Below are 17,009 nucleotides of genomic sequence, written 5' to 3'. Positions count from 1 at the left end.
CATTCGAACCCTGTTGCAGACCTCAATGACCGCGCTGAAATACCTCCAGGCCTATCCCGCTGCCCTTCAGGAGCAAGTGCGCCAACTGATCGCCAAGGACCAGTTGAGCGCCTACCTGGAGCAGCGTTACCCCGAACGTCACGCCGTGCAGAGCGACAAGGCCCTGTATGCGTACGCGCTGGCCTTGAAGCAGGAGCACCTGCGCAACGCGCCGGCTATCGACAAAGTGCTGTTCGATAACCGCCTCGACCTGACCCACCGTGCCCTCGGCCTGCACACCACGATTTCGCGGGTGCAGGGCGGCAATCTGAAGTCCAAGAAAGAAATCCGGATCGCCGCGCTGTTCAAGGAGGCCGCCCCGGAATTCCTGCGCATGATCGTGGTACACGAACTGGCGCACTTCAAGGAATCGGACCACAACAAAGCGTTCTACAAGCTCTGTGAGTACATGATGCCGGGCTACCATCAGGTGGAATTCGACCTGCGCGTGTACCTCACGTATCGCGACCTGCAGGGCAAACCCTGACTTTCCAAGGCGGTTGACCATGGATGTGAGCAAGACCAAGAGCAGCTTCTACCGCCGCCTGTACGTGGCGTATCTGATCGACAGCCAGCAGGCCAGCAGCGTGCCGGCGCTGACCGAGGTGACGGGCATGCCCCGGCGCACCGCGCAGGACACGATTGCGGCATTGGCGGATCTGGATATCGTCTGCGAGTTCGAGCAGGAAGACGGCGCGCGCAATCATGCGGGGTGCTATCGGATTCGCGACTGGGGCGCGATCGATCGGCGGTGGATCGAGGCGAATCTGGCGTCGATCAAACAGGTCTTGGGTTATCCCTGAGGCTTGGCGGTCGCTGGGCTGACGCGATGGGGCCATCAGGCGCGCCGCATGCCGATGTGCGGAATGTCGTCCTCAAGGTATTCCTCACCCGCCACCAAAAAACCATACCGCGCGTAATACCCCTGCAAATGCGCCTGGGCTGAGAGAAAGATCGGCGTCTCTGGCCAGATATCGTCAATCTGCTTGAGCGTTTCTTCCATCAGCAGATGCCCCAGCCCGGTGCCGCGTGCCATCGGTGCCACGATCACCCGGCCGATCACTACATCCCCGGCCTGGGTCTCCGGGTCCAGCAGGCGCAGGTAGGCCACCAGGTCATCGCCTTTCCAGGCCATCAGATGGTGGGTATCGCCTTGCAGGTCCTGCCCGTCGATGTCCTGGTAGACGCACTTTTGCTCGACAACGAAGACCTCGCTACGCAGGCGCAGAATGGCGTACAGCTGCTCCTTGCCCAGGTCGTTGTGATGTTTGCAGACCCATTCGACTGTCATGGTGTGATTCTCTTGGAAGTGTCTGTCCCGGATAGTAAGCGCGGCGGGCACTTCTGTCTAAATCGGTTGTTTGGAACAGTGACGTCAATCTGCCATCATTGTATGCATTCAGCGGCGGGTTCTTTGTGTAATCTGAGCTACTGTTACATCCTCAGGTACCGCCTGAGCCAGGGCCACCGCCTGCCTGCCAAGGACTTTAAGCATGCCGCGATTTTCTCGTGCCGTTGCTTTGATTGGAATGTTGTTGCTGGCCCAGCCGGCGTTCGCACAGCGTCTGCGCCTGGTGGCGGATGCCTGGCCACCCTTTACCGATGCCACCTTGATCAATGGCGGGCTGGCTACCGATATTGTCAGCACAGCCTTGGCCCGCGCCGGTTATGCCAGTGATTTCGAGCAGGTGCCCTGGGCTCGCGCGTTGATGGGGGTCGGCGATGGGCGCTATGACGTGGTGGTCAACGCCTGGTATGACGAGGCCCGCACGCGCCTGGGGCAGTTTTCCGCTGAATACCTGATCAACCGCCTGGTTTTTATCAAGCGTCGCGACGACCCGATCGAGTTCCAGAACCTTGAGCAACTGCACGACTATCCCATCGCCGTGGTGCGGGGGTATGCGTATTCCGCGGCGTTTGACCAGGACACGCAGTTACAGAAAGTCCCGGTACACAACTTCGCCATGGCGGTGCGGATGCTCGTTGCGCGCCGGGTACGCCTGACGGTGGAGGACGAATTCGTTGCCCGTTATTACCTGGCGCAGGAGTCGGCGCGGGTGCGCAATGCGGTGGAGTTTTTGCCGCAGCCGTTGAGTGAAAACAGCCTGCATATTCTGGTCAGCCTGAAGCACCCCGAGCATGAGCAGATCGTTGCCGGTTTTGACCGCGAGATTGCCAAGATGAAGGCCGACGGCAGTTATGCGCGGTTGATGAAGCAGCACGGCATGTAGTGGCCTACGCCGCGCTGGTGTCTTTGATCAGGTGGGCCGCCAGGGTGCGCAACGGCCCCAACTGCCGGCAAATCAACGCCAGTTGCGTCTGCACCAGACGTTGCCCCTCATCGATCTCTTCCGGCATCTGTTCCAGCTCCGCAGCCAAGGCTTCCTCGGCATCGCTCTGAATCGAGATCGGCTGTTTATTGGCCAGCCCCGTGGCGATTTCGTCGATGCTCGCCGCCAGGGTTTTCCCCGCGCCGTCGATCAAGTGCTCGCGCACGTCGGCCGGCAGTTGGGTTTCGCGGTGCGCGCCGAGCCCCGACAGGTAGCTGAGCAAGGTGTGGGACAGCACCAGGAAGCGGAAGCCCACGTCGGCCTCCTTACGGAACTGCCCCGGCTCCATCAGCATATTCGCCAGGGTGGTGGACAGCGCCGCGTCGGCGTTGTGCGCGTTGCGTCGGGCCAGGCGGTAAGCCAGGTCGTCGCTTTTGCCGGCGGCGTATTGCTGCATGATTTGGCGCAGGTAGATGCTGTTGCAGGTCAGGGTATTGGCCAGCACTTTGTTCAGGCGCCGGCCTTGCCAGTCCGGCAGGAACAGGAACACGGTCAGGCCGGCAATCACGCTGCCGATCAAGGTGTCGAACAGGCGTGGCAGGAACAGCCCGTAGCCATCGCCCACCTGGTTGAAGCAGAACAGCACCATCAGGGTGATCGCCGCGGTGGCCAGGGTGTAGCGGGTGGTGCGGTTGATAAAGAACACCAGGCCCGCCGCGATGGCGAACATCGACTGCACCAAGGCACTGGGGAACAGGTCGAACAGCGCCCAGGCCACGGTGAGCCCGATGGCCGTGCCGATGATCCGCTGGCCGAGCTTGCGCCGGGTGGCGCCGTAGTTGGGCTGGCAGACGAACAGGGTGGTGAGGATGATCCAGTAGCCCTGGGAAGCGTGGATCGCATGCAGGGTGCCGTAGCCGATGGTCAACGCCAGGGCCAGGCGCAAGGCGTGGCGGAACAGCAGCGAAGTCGGCGTGAGCTGGGTGCGCAGGCGCGTCCACATTTCCTTGAGGTTGCGTGGGGCACGGTCAAGCAGGTTGCTGTCGCTGGCGTCGGCCAGGGCGTCCGGGTTGCTCGCGTCGCCCAGCAGGCGGTCGAGGGTCGACAGGTTGGCCGCCAGCGCACGCAAGGAACGCAGCAGGCCGCGCCAGGCCGGGTTGCTCTGGATGCGCAGGTGTTCCATGGAGGCGTTCAGGTCGCCCAAGGCTTCGGCGAAGCTGGCGTCATAGATGAACGGCTGGCGCAGTTGGATCGATTCGGCCAGGGCCTCGCAGGCCTTGCCTTGCTGGCGCAGCAGGCGCTGGCAGCGGAACAGCACATCGCTGTGGAAGAAGGCCTCGGCCAGGGCGTTGTAGGGATAGTGCGACGAGCTGGCGCGTTCGTGGATGTCCTGGGCCAGGAAATACAGCTTGAGGTAACGACTGACCTTGGAGCCCGGCCGGCCATTGCCGACGCGGTGCAGGATGATTTCCTTCGCCGCATTCAGCGCGGCCACCACCCGGCCGTTTTGCTGGGCCAGCTCCAGGCGGCGCGCCTCCACGTTCAACTGGCGGATCGGCTCGAACAGCGACGATTTGAGCTTGAGGTAATGCCCCAGTTCGCGAAACAACCGCGCCAGGCTCTGCTGCACCGGCTGGTTGGAAAACAGCACCTGCCACAGCACCGACAGCGCACCGTACCAGGCGGCGCCGGCCACCAGCAGCAGCGGTTCGTGCCAGAAGTCCGTGACGGCACCGCCGCGCTGGTCCACGCCGATCATGGTGTAGACCGACAGGATCAAGGTGGCCGACGCAATCGCGCCATAACGCTCACCGAGGGCGCCGAGCATGGTCAGGCCGAAACTCGCCAGGGCCAGGGCGACCGCGAAGGCCCAGGGGTAGGGGAACAACAGCTCCACCGACAGCGCCGCAATGCTGAAACACACCAGCGTCACCGCCAGGGCGTTGAGGCGGCCTTGCCAACTGTCGTCGGTCTCGGCCAGGGCACTGGCGATAATCCCCAGGAACAGCGGGATCAGCAGTGCCATTTCATCCTGATACCAGCACAGCGTCATGCTGCCGGTGAGGGCGATGAATACCCGAACGCTGTAACTGAATTTATCCAGTGCCCATAGGCGCCGCATGGACTGCTTGAACGAGGTCGATGACATGAAGGCTGGAGTCTTCCGGGACGATGCCGCTAAATTGAGCTATCAAGGACGCTGCGGCAAGGGTGGTGATCACATCACTGCACAAAATTTCTCCCGGGCACACTGAAAATCAAAATGTGGGAGGGGGCTTGCCCCACCTCCCACATTTTTACCGCGTTGTGTCAGACGTATTGTGCGGCGGCGTAGCCCGACGCCCAGGCCCACTGAAAGTTGAAGCCGCCGAGGTGGCCGGTCACATCCAGCACTTCACCGATGAAGTACAAGCCCGGGCTTTTCAGCGATTCCATGGTCTTGGACGACACTTCCCGCGTATCCACGCCGCCCAGCGTCACTTCGGCGGTGCGATAACCTTCGGTGCCTGCCGGTACCAATTGCCAGTTCGCCAGTTTTTGCGCGATGTCGGCCAGTTCGGCGTGGGTGTACTGCTTCATCGGCTTGGACACGAACCAGGTTTCTGCCAGCAGGTTGGCCATCTTCTTGGTGAAGATTTCACCCAGCAGGGTTTTCAGCTCGCTGTTGGGACGCTCGGCTTGTTGCTGTTGCAGCCAGGCGTGGGCGTCGTGGTCGGGCAGCAGGTTGATCTCGACCGTGTCGCCGGACTCCCAGTAGGAGGAAATCTGCAGAATCGCCGGCCCGCTCAGGCCGCGATGGGTAAACAGGAGGTTCTCGCGAAAGCTCTGGCCGTTGCAACTGACCAGGCAATCGACCGACGTGCCGGATAACTCGCCGCACAGCTCCTTGAGCTGGTCGGTGATGGTGAACGGCACCAGCCCGGCGCGGGTCGGCAGCAGTTCGTGGCCGAATTGCCTGGCCACCTGGTAACCGAAGCCGGTCGCGCCGAGGGTCGGGATCGACAGGCCGCCGGTGGCGATCACCAGGGATTCGCAGCGCAACTCGCCCAGGGTGGTCTGCAACTGGTAGCCGCTGTCGAGCTTGGTGATGGTTTCGATCGAGGTGTCCAGGTGCAGGCTCACGCCGGTCTGGATGCACTCGTCGAGCAGCATGCCGAGGATGTCGCTGGATTTGTTATCGCAGAACAACTGGCCGAGCTTCTTCTCGTGGTACGGCACGCCGTGCTTGGCCACCAGGCCGATGAAGTCCCATTGGGTGTAGCGGGCCAGGGCGGACTTGCAGAAGTGCGCGTTGTGCGAGAGGAAGTTCGCCGGTTCGGTGTACATATTGGTGAAGTTGCAGCGACCGCCGCCGGACATCAGGATCTTCTTGCCGGCCTTGTTCGCGTGGTCGATCAGCATCACCTTGCGCCCACGTCCGGCGGCGGTCAGAGCACACATCAAGCCTGCGGCGCCGGCGCCAATGATCACAACTTCGGTCGAGCGCACAACGGTGTCCTCATACATGTTCTGATTTGAAATACAGTCAAATGTGGGAGGGGGCTTGCCCCCGATGGCGGTATGTCAGTCACCTGATGAGTTGACTGGTCCACCGCCATCGGGGGCAAGCCCCCTCCCACAGGGGATCTCTATTGTTCGAAAGATCGTTTACAGGATCCGCACGCGCAGCGAGCGGCCTTTGATCTTGCCGTCGTTCAGGCGCTGCAACGCTTGCTTGGCGACGCTGCGTTCCACGGCCACAAACGCCTGGAAATCGAAGATCGCGATCTTGCCGACCTGGGCCCCCGGAATGCCGGCTTCACCGGTCAGTGCGCCGAGGATATCGCCCGGACGGACTTTGTCTTTACGGCCGGCGGCGATGCACAGGGTGCTCATCTGCGGCAGCAGCGGGCCACCGCTCTGTGGCTTGAGGTTGTCCAGTTGGTCCCAGTTCAGCGGCGACTTCTGCAGTTGCTCGATGGCCTGGGCGCGGTGCGCTTCGGACGGCGCCACCAGGCTGATGGCGATCCCGGTCTCACCGGCACGGCCGGTGCGGCCGACGCGGTGGATGTGGATTTCCGAGTCGCGGGCCAGTTCGACGTTGATCACCATGTCCAGCGAATCGATGTCCAGGCCGCGGGCAGCGACGTCGGTGGCGACCAGTACCGAGGTGCTGCGGTTGGCGAACATCGCCAGCACCTGGTCGCGGTCACGCTGTTCCAGGTCGCCATGCAGGCCGACGGCGGAGATGCCTTTGGAGGTCAGGTGGTCGACGGTTTCCTGCACTTGCTGCTTGGTGAAGCAGAACGCCACGCACGAGGCCGGGCGGAAATGCGCGAGGACTTTGGTGACGGCCTCCATGCGTTCTTCCGGCGAGATCTCGTAGAAACGCTGCTCGATCTGGTCGTCGGAGTGGAACGCTTCGGCCTTCACTTGCTGCGGCGCGCGCATGAATTTCGAGGCCAACTGCTTGATGCTCACCGGGTAGGTGGCCGAGAACAGCAGGGTCTGGCGGCGGGCCGGGGTCTTGCTGATGATGTCTTCGATGGCGTCGTAGAAACCCATGTCGAGCATGCGGTCGGCTTCGTCGAGGATCAGCGTGTTCAAGCCGTCGAGCACCAGCGAACCCTTGCGCAGGTGTTGCTGGATGCGGCCCGGGGTGCCGACGATGACGTGGGCGCCATGTTCCAGGGAGGCGATCTGCGGGCCGAGGGACACGCCGCCGCACAGGGTCAGCACCTTGATGTTGTCTTCGGCGCGGGCCAGGCGACGGATTTCCTTGGCCACCTGGTCGGCCAGCTCGCGGGTCGGGCACATCACCAGGGCCTGGCAGCCGAAGTAGCGCGGGTTGATCGGGTTCAGCAGGCCGATGCCGAACGCAGCCGTCTTGCCGCTGCCGGTCTTGGCCTGGGCAATCAGGTCCAGCCCCTTGAGGATCACCGGCAAGCTCTGCGCCTGGATCTGCGTCATCTCGGCATAACCCAGCGAGTCGAGGTTAGCCAGCATGGCGGCGGAGAGCGGCAACGTATTAAAAGCGGTGGCGATGGTGGTCACGGGACTGGCTCTGCAAAAACAAAATGTCGCGCAGTGTAGCAGTCCCGTGGGATTTTCCCTGCAAGTTCTCGACGAGACGCCTGCTAGTGTTCGATGTCGTGTTCGCGGCTGCCAATGCGTTTGCCGTCTTTTGGCGACAGTTGCAGGAAGATCGCCGCCGCCAGCATTGCCATGATGCCCACGGTGAGGAAGGTCAGCTGGAAGGCGCCGAGTACCGTGCTCACGCCGTCATTGCCCGATTCGGCGGTGAACCCGCCGAGCAGCGCACCGGCGCAAGCCACGCCGAGGCTCAGGGACAGTTGTGCCACCACCGACAGCAAGCTGTTGCCGCTGCTGGCCTGGGCATCGTCGAGGTCGATCAGGGTAACGGTGTTCATCGCGGTGAACTGCAAGGAGTTGATCGCCCCGAGTATCGCCAGCATGCCCAGCAGCAGCGGGTAGGGCGTCTGTTCGCTGACCAGGCCCATGCTCGCCAGCATCAGGCCCAAGGCCAGGGTGTTACCGGTCAGCACCACGCGGTAGCCCAGGCGTTCGATCAACGGCCGTGCAACCGACTTGGCTAGCATCGCCGCCGCCGCCAGGGGCAGCATGCTCATCCCGGCCTGGGACGGTGAATAGCCCAAGGCCACCTGCAACAGCAACGGCACCAGAAACGGCAAGGCGCCGCTGCCCAGGCGTGCGAACAGGTTGCCCAGGATGCCCACCGCAAAGGTACGGGTCTTGAACAGCGCCGGCGCAAACAGCGGGTTATCGATATGCCCGGCGCGCAGCCAATAGGCCGCCAGGCAGGCCAGCCCGCCGAACAGCAGCAACATCACCCGCAGGTGCGGCAGGTGCAATTCGCCCAGGCCTTCCATGGCGATGGTGATCAACACCATCGCCGCGCCGAACAGCAGGAAGCCGATGCCGTCGAACCGCGTGCGCTCGCTGCCGCGCAGGTCGGGGATCAGTTTCCACACGGCGTAGCAGCCGATCATGCCCACCGGCAGGTTGATCAGGAAGATCCAGTGCCAGGTCAGGTATTGCACCATCCAGCCGCCCATGGTCGGGCCGAGCAACGGACCGAGCAGGCCTGGGATGGTGATGAAGCCCATGATCCGCACCAGCTCGGAGCGCGGATAAGCGCGCAGCACCACCAGCCGGCCGACCGGCAGCATCAGCGCACCGCCCAGGCCCTGGATCACCCGCGCGCCGACGAGCATGGTCAAGCTGCTGGACAGCGCGCACAGCAGCGAGCCGATGCTGAACAGCATGATCGCGCCAAAGAAGATTTTCTTGGTGCCGAAGCGGTCGGCGATCCAGCCCGACGCCGGGATCAGCAAGGCGACGGTGAGCATGTAGGCGATCACCACCCCTTGCATGCGCAGCGGGTTTTCCGCGAGGTCCCGGGCCATCGCCGGCAGTGCCGTGTTGAGAATCGTCCCATCCAGCGATTGCATGAAGAAGGCAATCGCGACCACCCAGGGGAGCCAGCGGGCGGTCTTGGCATCGAGAGGGGCGCGATTTGGCATGGGATCCCTTTTGTTAGGAGGCTATGTGTCGGCGATTATGCGCCATTCGTCGCTCCTTTTCCCACTGAAGGTTCGTCTACATCCGACAACATCGCGTGCTCACCCACCAGAAAATCCAGCAGCGCGCGATGTACCGCCCGCGCCGCTTCGCGGGACTCCAGGTCGAGCAGATGCCCGGTATGTTCGGCGACGGCAAAGCTGCTGCGGCCTACGTAGTGCTGGAACAGTCGGGCCTCGGCGGCCGGGGTGTATTCGTCCAGCGTGCCGTTGAGGAAATGCACCGGCGTTTCGATCCGGCTGAGCTGTGGCAGGTAGTTGCCATCGCCCAGCGCCAGCACCTGGTGGATATGAAAGCGCGCCTGGCGGTATTCGGTGGTGGCCATGTTCGACAGGTGCCGATGGTTATTGCGCTTGAGTCGCGGCGACAGGTATTTGCCCACGGTGTCGTTGAGCAAGTGGCCGACGGCGGATTTGTCGTCGGCTTCGATCAGCACGCGCACCCGCTCCACATAGTCGAGCATCGCCTGGTTGAGGTTCGGCGCCAGCGCCATCACCACCGAGCTTTCGATGGAGGGCGGGTTGTGTGCCAGGGTCAGCAGCGTGGAGATGCCGCCCCACGAGGCCGACACCAGGTGGTTGACCTGGAAGCGCTCCACCAGCGCCCGCAGGATTTGCACTTCGTCGTCCTTGGTCACCAGGTCCAGGTCGGTGTTGTGCTCGCGTGAATAGCCTGAGAACGGTAAATCGAACAGCAGCACATTGAAATGCTCGGCCAGGCATTTACTGGTGCGGGCGAAGGAGCGCGTGGTGGATAGCGCGCCATTGACCATCAGCACGGTTTTCTTTTGCGGATGGTGACCTAGTTGCTCAACATGAACGTTGTAGTGCTTGAACAGCTTTTCTATGACAAAACTTCCATGGTTCATGTCAATGCTCCAGCTTGCCTTTTCCCGGGCGAGGTCATGCATCACGTGCGGGCACGTGGGTTAGGTGGCGGGGTGCCACTAACCGTTATAACGGGGTTTTTTACAGGCGACAACCGGCCTTGGGCGGGCGGTGAGAGAGGTCTGATTTAGCTGTAGGACATGTCGAAACAAGATGTCTGAAATCAACACAAAACAATGTGGGAGGGGGCCCCCTCCCACAAGCAGACTACTGTCGGTCAGAGGGTCAGGGTCAGGCGCTTGACCAATGCCCCCGGCAACAGATTGGACGCGGTGTTGCGCTGGCTGTAGGTACTGGCCGACAGCAACAGTTCGCGCTCTGCGGTCAGCGCTTCGAGTTGTGAGCCGAGCAGGCTGTAGACGCTGTCATCGAAGCGCATGGTGCTGACCGGCGCCTTGATCTCGCCGTCTTCCACCCAGAACGTGGCGAACCGCGTCATGCCGGTCAGGCGCGCTGCCGGCAGGTCGGAGTAGTTCAGGTACCACAGGTTGCTGATGTACAGCCCGGTGCCCAATTGCTTGAGGATATCGGCCTGGGCCAGGCTGCCCGACGCCATCTGCAACGCGCTGGGGGATTCGTCGCTGCTGGCGCCGTTGGTGCTGAGGCCGTATTCGGCGGCGCTGCGCGAATTGACCAGTTGGCCGGCGCCCTGGCCGGCGTTGATCAGCGTGACGTCACTGCACGGGTAGCCTTCGCTGGAGAACGCCGGGCTCAGGGAACCGCTGATGTGCTCATCCACCGTCACCAGCGTGCTCAACGCCTGCTCGCCGGCATACAGCCGCTGTAGCGAGCTGCTTTTGCTGGCGATGGCCTGGGCGGAAAAACCGCCCCAGGTGATGATGCTGATGATTTCTTCCAGGGCTGCCGGCGCCAGGTAGGCGCGGTACTCGCCGGGCGCCAGCTTGTGCAGTGGCCGTCCGAGGAATTCCAGCTGTTCGCGAGCCTGCTGGAAGCGGCGGGCGAACTCGGCGCTGTTCCATTCATTGCCGGCGTAACTGGCTTTGACCGCTTCGCCGTTGGCGTGGAACAGGCTGAAGTCGAAGTTGAAACTATTGGCCTGATGCCAGCCGAACGCGCCGTCCGAACTGGCGAAGCCACGGCTGATCGGGCCAGCGGCGTAGAAACCGACCAGATCGACGCCGTGTGCCGCCTGGCTGATGTCTTCCAGCACCTGGCCCAGCTCGGGCAGCGGCCGGGCCTGTTCGTTTTGGCTCTGCCACGCGTTGTGGTTCAGCAACAGGTACGGATCGTGTGGCAGCAACGGCAAGGTTTCGCGCAGTTGTTGCAGGCCAGCGGCGAGGCGCTGGCGGTCCAGCGCCGGCTCGCCGCCGAGGGTGATGCCGAGGTCGGCATGACGGCCGTCGTTGATCAGTTTGAGGGTCAGGCTGGCTTGTTGCACCTGCCCGGCCTGACGCACCTTGGCATGGTTGAAACGCACGAATTCGGACGATTCCGCGGCGTAGCCCAGGTGAAATTGTTCTTTGTCGGCGAGGGCCTGCTTGAGCCACTCCACCAATGCCTTGAAGTTGTTCATCAGGCGTCTCCCCCAAATACGTCGACATGGCTGAATACACAGGCGGGCGAGGCATGGCCGACGCGGATCACCTGGTTGGGCTCGCCTTTGCCGCAGTTCGGCGTGCCCAACACCTGGAAGGTGCTGGCGTCGCCCACGGCGCTGAGCTTGCGCCAGAACTGCGCGGAAATGGCGCGGTAGTTGGGGTTTTTCACCACGCCTTTGAGTTCGCCGTTTTCGATCAACTGGCCCCATTCGCAACCGAACTGGAATTTATTGCGCGCGTCGTCAATGGACCACGAACGGTTGGTCGACATCAGGATGCCGTGTTCGATGCCGCCGATCAGTTGCGCCAGGTTCTGGTCGCCGGCCTCGATGTTCAGGTTGGCCATGCGGTCGATCGGCGGGCGGTTCCAGCTGCTGGCGCGGCTGTTGGCGACGCCGCTCATGCCCGCGCGAAATTGCGACAACGCCCCGCCCAGCGGCTTGAGCAGCAGCCCCTCGCGGATCAGGAATTGCTTGCTGGCCGGGGTGCCGTCGTCGTCGTGGCCGTAGCTGGCCAGTTGTTCGGGGATGTCCGGGTCGAAGGTCACGTTGAGCAGTTTGGAGCCGTATTGCAGGTGGCCGAAGTCGCTGGCCTTCACAAAACTGGTGCCGGCGTAATTGCGCTCGTCACCGAGGATGCGGTCGAGTTCCAGCGGATGGCCGATCGATTCGTGGATCTGCAGGATCATCTGGTCGGGCATCAACAGCAGGTCGCGCGGGCCCTGCGGCGTGTTCGGCGCCAGCAGCAGTTGCAGGGCTTCGTCGGCGATGCGCGGCGCGGCGCCGACCAGGCCGAAGCGCTCGATCACATCAAACCCGCCTTGCTGGCCGAAGTTGCTGCCGCCGAGGGTGCGCGACTGGCTGTCGTTGCCGTCGTAGGCCGTGACGTTGACGCCAGGGAACACAAAACGCTGGGCCTGGCGCAGTTCCGCGCCGGCGCTGTTGAGGTAGATCTGTTCGACGTGGCTCAGGCCGAGGCTGACTTCCCAGTTCACCAGGCGCTCGTCCCGGGGCACGGCTGCGGATTCAGCGCCGAGCAATTGGTAGCAGTCGCTCAAGGAGGGGAAGGCTTGCTCAAGGTGGGGCGACAGGTAATCGGCGACGTCGCTGGACACGTGTTGCTCGCGCAGGTCGAGCAGGGCGTGGGGTTTTATCAGGCGTGCTTGCTGTTCGGCACGCTCGAGCGCAGCTTGCAGGCCGGGCAGGGAAATATCGTGGGTCGCGGCGTAGGTTTCGACACCGTTGACGCGCACGGTGAGCATGGCGCCTTCGTCGTGGTTCAGGTGCGGCGGTGCGGCGACGTTCTTGCGCACCGACAGGTAGTGGCCGGATTCGCGCACGTAACGCAGGGAGAAAAACTCGGCGGTGGTGCGCAGGGCACTGAAATGTTTTTTGAGTGTGGCGTGGTGTTCGAACATGGGGCCTTCCTTGTGGGCGGCTCAGCGCGGGCAGACGAACAGAGTAGGCCTGGGCTGGGGAGCGGATCAAGGAGAGTGTAGGCGTAAGGTTTGCGGTGTTGGGTCGGGCCCTATCGGGGGTAAGCCCCCTCCCACATTTTGAATGTATTCACAAATCGAAGTGTGGGAGGGGGCTTGCCCCCGATGCGGGCGACACGGTCTTCCAGTTACTGCGCAGTCGGCCCCACTTCACGCATCGGCTTGCCCCGCACTGGCGCATCGCCTGCCACGTAGTAGTCCGCGGTGCTGCGCGGCAGTGGCTTGCGGCCACGGATCTTGTCGGCGATTTTCTCGGCGATCATGATCGTCGGCGCGTTCAGGTTGCCGGTGGTGATGATCGGCATGATCGACGCATCGACCACCCGCAGGCCCTGCATGCCATGCACGCGGCCTTCGCCATCCACCACGGCCATCTCGTCGTTGCCCATCTTGCACGAGCAGGACGGGTGGAACGCGGTCTCGGCGTGTTCGCGGATGAACTGGTCGAGTTGCTCGTCGGTTTGCACCTCGATGCCCGGGCTGATTTCGCGGCCACGGAACGGGTCGAGTGCCGGCTGTTGCATGATTTCGCGGGTCAGGCGGATGCCATCGCGAAATTCCTGCCAGTCCTGCTCGGTGGCCATGTAGTTGAAGAGAATGCTCGGGTAGTCCCGTGGGTTCTTCGACTTCAACTGCACGCGGCCACGGCTCGGCGAACGCATGGAGCCCATGTGCGCCTGGAAACCATGCTCTTTCACGCCGTTGCTGCCGTTGTAGTTAATCGCCACCGGCAGGAAGTGGTACTGGATGTTCGGCCAATCGAAGTCTTCCCGGGTACGGATAAAACCGCCCGCTTCGAACTGGTTGCTGGCGCCGATGCCGGTGCCGTTGAACAGCCACTCGGCACCGATGGCCGGTTGGTTGTACCAGAGCAGCGACGGGTACAGCGACACCGGTTGGGTGCAGGCATATTGCAGGTACAGCTCAAGGTGGTCCTGCAGGTTTTCGCCGACGCCGGGCAGGTCGTGGACCACCGGGATGTCGAGGCTTTCGAGCAGTTTGGCCGGGCCGACGCCGGAGCGTTGCAGCAGTTGCGGCGAGGCGATGGCGCCGCTGCACACCAGCACTTCTTTACGCGCACGGGCTTCTACGCGTTCTTCGGCGGCGCCGATCAGGTAACGCACGCCGACCGCACGCTTGCCTTCGAACAGCACTTTGTCGGTCAGGGCATGGGTGACGATGGTCAGGGTGGAACGCTTTTTAGCCGTGTCCAGATAACCGCGCGCAGTGCTGGCGCGCCGGCCGTTTGGCGTGACGGTACGGTCCATCGGGCCGAAGCCTTCCTGCTGGTAGCCGTTCAAGTCTTCGGTACGCGGGTAACCGGCCTGTACGCCGGCTTCGACCATGGCGTGGAACAGCGGGTTGTTGCCGGCCTTGGGCGTGGTCACGCTGACCGGGCCGTCGCCGCCGTGGTAGTCGTTGGGGCCGATGTCGCGGGTTTCGGCTTTACGGAAATACGGCAGGCAGTCGAGGTAGGTCCAGTCTTCCAGGCCGGGCAGTTTCGACCAGTTGTCGTAGTCCATGGCGTTGCCACGGATGTAGCACATGCCGTTGATCAGCGAGGAACCGCCCAGGCCCTTGCCGCGCCCGCATTCCATGCGACGGCCATCCATGTGCGGCTCTGGATCGGTCTCGTAAGCCCAGTTGTAGCGACGACCCTGCAGCGGGAACGCCAGGGCGGCGGGCATCTGGGTGCGGAAGTCGAGACGGTAATCCGGGCCGCCGGCTTCCAGCAGCAGGACGGTGACGCCTTCGTCTTCGGTCAGACGGGTCGCCAGGGTGTTACCGGCGGAGCCGGCACCCACAATGATGTAGTCGTATTCTTGGGACATTGAATGCACCCTCTTTGAAGTGTGGTCAGGTCGGGCCTCATCGGGGGCAAGCCCCCTCCCACCTTTGAAGGTATTCACAATTCAAATGTGGGAGGGGGCTTGCCCCCGATAGCGGCCTCACAGGCAACGCAAGGCTCAGGCTTTAGAACACCGAGGCGTAATCGCCCAACTCGACCTGTACCGATTTGATGCGGGTGAAGTTGTTCAGCGAGCTGATCCCGTTCTCACGGCCCACGCCCGACTGCTTGTAGCCACCGACCGGCATTTTCGCGTCGGACTCGCCCCAGGCATTGATCCAGCAGATGCCTGCTTCCAGTTGATGAATCACGCGGTGGGCGCGGTTCAGGTCCTTGGTCACCAGGCCGGCGGCGAGGCCGAAGTCGGTGTCGTTGGCGCGGCGGATCACTTCTTCTTCAGTCTCGTAGGTGAGGATGCTCATCACCGGGCCGAAGATTTCTTCACGGACGATGGTCATTTCGTCGGTGCAGTCGGTGAACACGGTCGGGGCAACAAAGGCGCCTTTGGCGAAGTCGCCGTCGGTCAGGCGGTCGCCGCCGCACAGCACGCGAGCGCCTTCGGCCTTGCCCTTGGCGATGTAGCCGAGCACGCTTTCCATGTGGGCGAAGCTGACCAGCGGGCCGAAGTTGGTGTTGTCGTCCTGCGGGTCGCCGATGCGGATGCGCGCAACACGTTCGGCGATCTTGGCTTCGAACGCGGCTTGCAGGTGCTTGGGCACGAACACGCGAGTACCGTTGGTGCAGACCTGACCGGAGCTGTAGAAGTTGGCCATCATCGCGATGTCGGCGGCGCGGTCCAGGTCGGCGTCTTCGAACACGATCAGCGGCGATTTGCCGCCCAGTTCCATGGTCACTTCCTTGAGCGAAGAGCTGGAGGCGCTGGCCATGACTTTCTTGCCGGTGTCGGTGCCGCCGGTGAACGAGACTTTCTCGATGCGCGGGTGCTCGGTCAGCCAGGTGCCGACTTCGCGGCCGCTGCCGGTCAACACGTTGAACACACCGGCCGGAACGCCGGCCTCGGTGTAGATCTCCGCCAGTTTCAGGGTGGTCAGCGAGGTGACTTCGCTGGGTTTGAAGATCATCGCGTTACCGGCGGCCAGGGCCGGTGCGGATTTCCACAGGGCGATCTGGATCGGGTAGTTCCACGCGCCGATACCGGCGACCACGCCCAGCGGCTCGCGGCGGGTGTAGACGAACGAGGTGTCGCGCAGCGGGATCTGCTCGCCTTCGATGGCTGGCACCAGGCCCGCGTAATATTCCAGCACGTCGGCGCCGGTGACGATGTCGACGTACTTGGTTTCGGAGAAGGATTTACCGGTGTCCAGGGTTTCCAGGGCGGCCAGTTCGTCATTGCGCTCGCGCAGGATGTCGACGGCACGACGCAGGATGCGCGAACGCTCCATGGCGGTCATGGCGGCCCAGATTTTCTGGCCTTTTTCAGCGCTGACCACGGCACGTTCAACGTCATCGAACGTTGCGCGTTGCACTTGGGCGAGAACTTCACCGTTAGCCGGGTTGATGGCTTCGAAGGTGGCATCGCTGCCAGCGTCGCTGTAGCCGCCGTCAATGTAGAGTTTTTGCAGGTCGAAACGGGCCATAAAGTCCTCGCAAGTGCATAAGTGGTTGGCGTTAACCACTGAGGGGTGGCCAATAAGAGTCTGGCAACACCGATCAGTGGAGGTTCAGGGGTTGAGCGGTTATGTGTGCTCTAACTCACCTGCTTGGCCAATTGGAAATCCATGTATTCGTAAGCGATCCGTTGCGCCTGCGCCGTGTCGAACTCATCTCCCGACAGGGCGCCGCGCAACCACAAACCGTCGATCAAGGCCGCCAGGCCTCGGGCTGCGCTGCGTGCATCCGGCAGCGGCAACACGCGGCGGAACTGGCAGCACAGGTTGGAATACAGGCGGTGATCGTTGATCCGCTGCAACCTGTGCAAAGACGGGTGGTGCATGCTGGTCGCCCAGAAGGCCAACCAGGTTTTCATTGCCGGGCCGTTGACCTGGCTGGCGTCGAAGTTGCCGCCGATGATCACTTGGAGGTGCGCCCGTGGCGTGTCCTCCGTCAACGCTTGTCGCCGTTCGTGGACGTTCTCGATCAGCACATTCATCAAGTACCGCATCGTGGCCGCGATCAGGCCGTTCTTGTCCTTGAAGTAGTGACTGATGATGCCGTTCGAAACGCCGGCCAAACGGGCGATCAGCGCAATGCTGGCATCTCCCATTCCGACTTGATCGATGGCCGTCAGCGTGGCTTCGATCAGTTGTTGGCGGCGTATGGGTTGCATACCGACCTTGGGCATGGAGT

Annotated in this window: 14 protein-coding genes; 3 read left to right on the top strand and 11 right to left on the bottom strand. The window is 62.7% G+C overall.

Features of this window, described 5'->3' with window-relative positions; translation table 11 throughout:
• Nucleotides 1–25 precede the first annotated feature (25 nt).
• On the top strand, nucleotides 26–526 hold the full coding sequence (locus tag NR164_RS03910) for a M48 family metallopeptidase (RefSeq protein ID WP_256822324.1): 501 nt from the start codon (nucleotides 26–28) through the stop codon (nucleotides 524–526).
• 19 nt (nucleotides 527–545) lie between these two features.
• Nucleotides 546–842 (top strand): helix-turn-helix domain-containing protein, encoded by a 297-nt coding sequence (locus NR164_RS03905; protein WP_017844949.1) that lies wholly within the window; start codon nucleotides 546–548, stop codon nucleotides 840–842.
• Between the two features lie 35 nt (nucleotides 843–877).
• Here NR164_RS03905 and NR164_RS03900 read toward each other — a convergent pair whose 3' ends face one another.
• The gene (locus NR164_RS03900; protein ID WP_017844948.1) at nucleotides 878–1,330 is read right to left on the bottom strand and encodes a GNAT family N-acetyltransferase; all 453 of its coding nucleotides are present in this window, start codon (nucleotides 1,328–1,330) and stop codon (nucleotides 878–880) included.
• Between the two features lie 202 nt (nucleotides 1,331–1,532).
• Between NR164_RS03900 and NR164_RS03895 the strand changes: the two genes are divergently transcribed.
• On the top strand, nucleotides 1,533–2,270 hold the full coding sequence (locus tag NR164_RS03895) for an ABC transporter substrate-binding protein (protein ID WP_177031772.1): 738 nt from the start codon (nucleotides 1,533–1,535) through the stop codon (nucleotides 2,268–2,270).
• A gap of 4 nt (nucleotides 2,271–2,274) precedes the next feature.
• Here the strand turns inward: NR164_RS03895 and yccS are convergent, their stop codons facing one another.
• The 10 genes from yccS to betI all read right to left on the bottom strand — a co-directional run bounded on the left by yccS (nucleotide 2,275) and on the right by betI (nucleotide 17,004).
• Nucleotides 2,275–4,458 carry a YccS family putative transporter gene (yccS, locus tag NR164_RS03890; protein WP_256822323.1) on the bottom strand — a complete coding sequence of 728 codons (2,184 nt, stop codon included), beginning with the start codon at nucleotides 4,456–4,458 and terminating at the stop codon, nucleotides 2,275–2,277.
• 161 nt (nucleotides 4,459–4,619) lie between these two features.
• A complete protein-coding gene (locus NR164_RS03885) occupies nucleotides 4,620–5,798 on the bottom strand; it encodes an NAD(P)/FAD-dependent oxidoreductase (RefSeq protein WP_079444852.1) in 1,179 nt (392 codons plus the stop codon).
• Nucleotides 5,799–5,957: 159 nt separating this feature from the next.
• Nucleotides 5,958–7,295: an ATP-dependent RNA helicase DbpA gene (gene dbpA / locus NR164_RS03880; protein ID WP_231590016.1), complete on the bottom strand. Its 1,338-nt coding sequence runs from the start codon at nucleotides 7,293–7,295 to the stop codon at nucleotides 5,958–5,960.
• A 131-nt stretch (nucleotides 7,296–7,426) separates the two neighbouring features.
• Nucleotides 7,427–8,854 (bottom strand): multidrug transporter subunit MdtD, encoded by a 1,428-nt coding sequence (mdtD, locus tag NR164_RS03875; RefSeq protein WP_256822322.1) that lies wholly within the window; start codon nucleotides 8,852–8,854, stop codon nucleotides 7,427–7,429.
• Nucleotides 8,855–8,889: 35 nt separating this feature from the next.
• On the bottom strand, nucleotides 8,890–9,780 hold the full coding sequence (locus NR164_RS03870; RefSeq protein ID WP_017844942.1) for an alpha/beta fold hydrolase: 891 nt from the start codon (nucleotides 9,778–9,780) through the stop codon (nucleotides 8,890–8,892).
• 236 nt (nucleotides 9,781–10,016) lie between these two features.
• Nucleotides 10,017–11,333: a TldD/PmbA family protein gene (locus NR164_RS03865; RefSeq protein WP_256822321.1), complete on the bottom strand. Its 1,317-nt coding sequence runs from the start codon at nucleotides 11,331–11,333 to the stop codon at nucleotides 10,017–10,019.
• Nucleotides 11,333–12,775, bottom strand: a complete 1,443-nt coding sequence (locus NR164_RS03860; RefSeq protein WP_046381792.1) for a TldD/PmbA family protein — start codon at nucleotides 12,773–12,775, stop codon at nucleotides 11,333–11,335. The genes NR164_RS03865 and NR164_RS03860 overlap by 1 nt, the downstream gene beginning before the upstream one ends.
• A gap of 206 nt (nucleotides 12,776–12,981) precedes the next feature.
• On the bottom strand, nucleotides 12,982–14,685 hold the full coding sequence (gene betA, locus NR164_RS03855; RefSeq protein WP_057003932.1) for a choline dehydrogenase: 1,704 nt from the start codon (nucleotides 14,683–14,685) through the stop codon (nucleotides 12,982–12,984).
• 142 nt (nucleotides 14,686–14,827) lie between these two features.
• The gene (betB, locus tag NR164_RS03850; RefSeq protein WP_017844938.1) at nucleotides 14,828–16,300 is read right to left on the bottom strand and encodes a betaine-aldehyde dehydrogenase; all 1,473 of its coding nucleotides are present in this window, start codon (nucleotides 16,298–16,300) and stop codon (nucleotides 14,828–14,830) included.
• A 110-nt stretch (nucleotides 16,301–16,410) separates the two neighbouring features.
• Entirely contained in the window at nucleotides 16,411–17,004 is a 594-nt protein-coding gene (gene betI / locus NR164_RS03845; RefSeq protein ID WP_017844937.1) for a transcriptional regulator BetI, read from the bottom strand.
• Nucleotides 17,005–17,009: the final 5 nt, after the last annotated feature.

The sequence above is a fragment of the Pseudomonas sp. Pse79 genome, from assembly GCF_024519615.1.
In the GTDB taxonomy this organism is placed as follows: Bacteria; Pseudomonadota; Gammaproteobacteria; order Pseudomonadales; family Pseudomonadaceae; genus Aquipseudomonas; species Aquipseudomonas veronii.
Note: the sequence above shows the minus strand (reverse complement) of the source record. Positions and strands in the feature narration are given on the sequence as shown.

What these genes read in the sequence shown, in the direction of transcription:
- NR164_RS03910 (WP_256822324.1), top strand. Translation starts at nt 26, where the DNA reads ATGACCGCGCTGAAATACCTCCAGGCCTATCCCGCTGCCCTTCAGGAG.
- NR164_RS03905 (WP_017844949.1), top strand. Translation starts at nt 546, where the DNA reads ATGGATGTGAGCAAGACCAAGAGCAGCTTCTACCGCCGCCTGTACGTG.
- NR164_RS03900 (WP_017844948.1), bottom strand. Translation starts at nt 1,330, where the DNA reads ATGACAGTCGAATGGGTCTGCAAACATCACAACGACCTGGGCAAGGAG.
- NR164_RS03895 (WP_177031772.1), top strand. Translation starts at nt 1,533, where the DNA reads ATGCCGCGATTTTCTCGTGCCGTTGCTTTGATTGGAATGTTGTTGCTG.
- yccS (WP_256822323.1), bottom strand. Translation starts at nt 4,458, where the DNA reads ATGTCATCGACCTCGTTCAAGCAGTCCATGCGGCGCCTATGGGCACTG.
- dbpA (WP_231590016.1), bottom strand. Translation starts at nt 7,295, where the DNA reads ATGCTGGCTAACCTCGACTCGCTGGGTTATGCCGAGATGACGCAGATC.
- mdtD (WP_256822322.1), bottom strand. Translation starts at nt 8,854, where the DNA reads ATGCCAAATCGCGCCCCTCTCGATGCCAAGACCGCCCGCTGGCTCCCC.
- NR164_RS03870 (WP_017844942.1), bottom strand. Translation starts at nt 9,780, where the DNA reads ATGAACCATGGAAGTTTTGTCATAGAAAAGCTGTTCAAGCACTACAAC.
- NR164_RS03865 (WP_256822321.1), bottom strand. Translation starts at nt 11,333, where the DNA reads ATGAACAACTTCAAGGCATTGGTGGAGTGGCTCAAGCAGGCCCTCGCC.
- NR164_RS03860 (WP_046381792.1), bottom strand. Translation starts at nt 12,775, where the DNA reads ATGTTCGAACACCACGCCACACTCAAAAAACATTTCAGTGCCCTGCGC.
- betA (WP_057003932.1), bottom strand. Translation starts at nt 14,685, where the DNA reads ATGTCCCAAGAATACGACTACATCATTGTGGGTGCCGGCTCCGCCGGT.
- betB (WP_017844938.1), bottom strand. Translation starts at nt 16,300, where the DNA reads ATGGCCCGTTTCGACCTGCAAAAACTCTACATTGACGGCGGCTACAGC.
- betI (WP_017844937.1), bottom strand. Translation starts at nt 17,004, where the DNA reads ATGCCCAAGGTCGGTATGCAACCCATACGCCGCCAACAACTGATCGAA.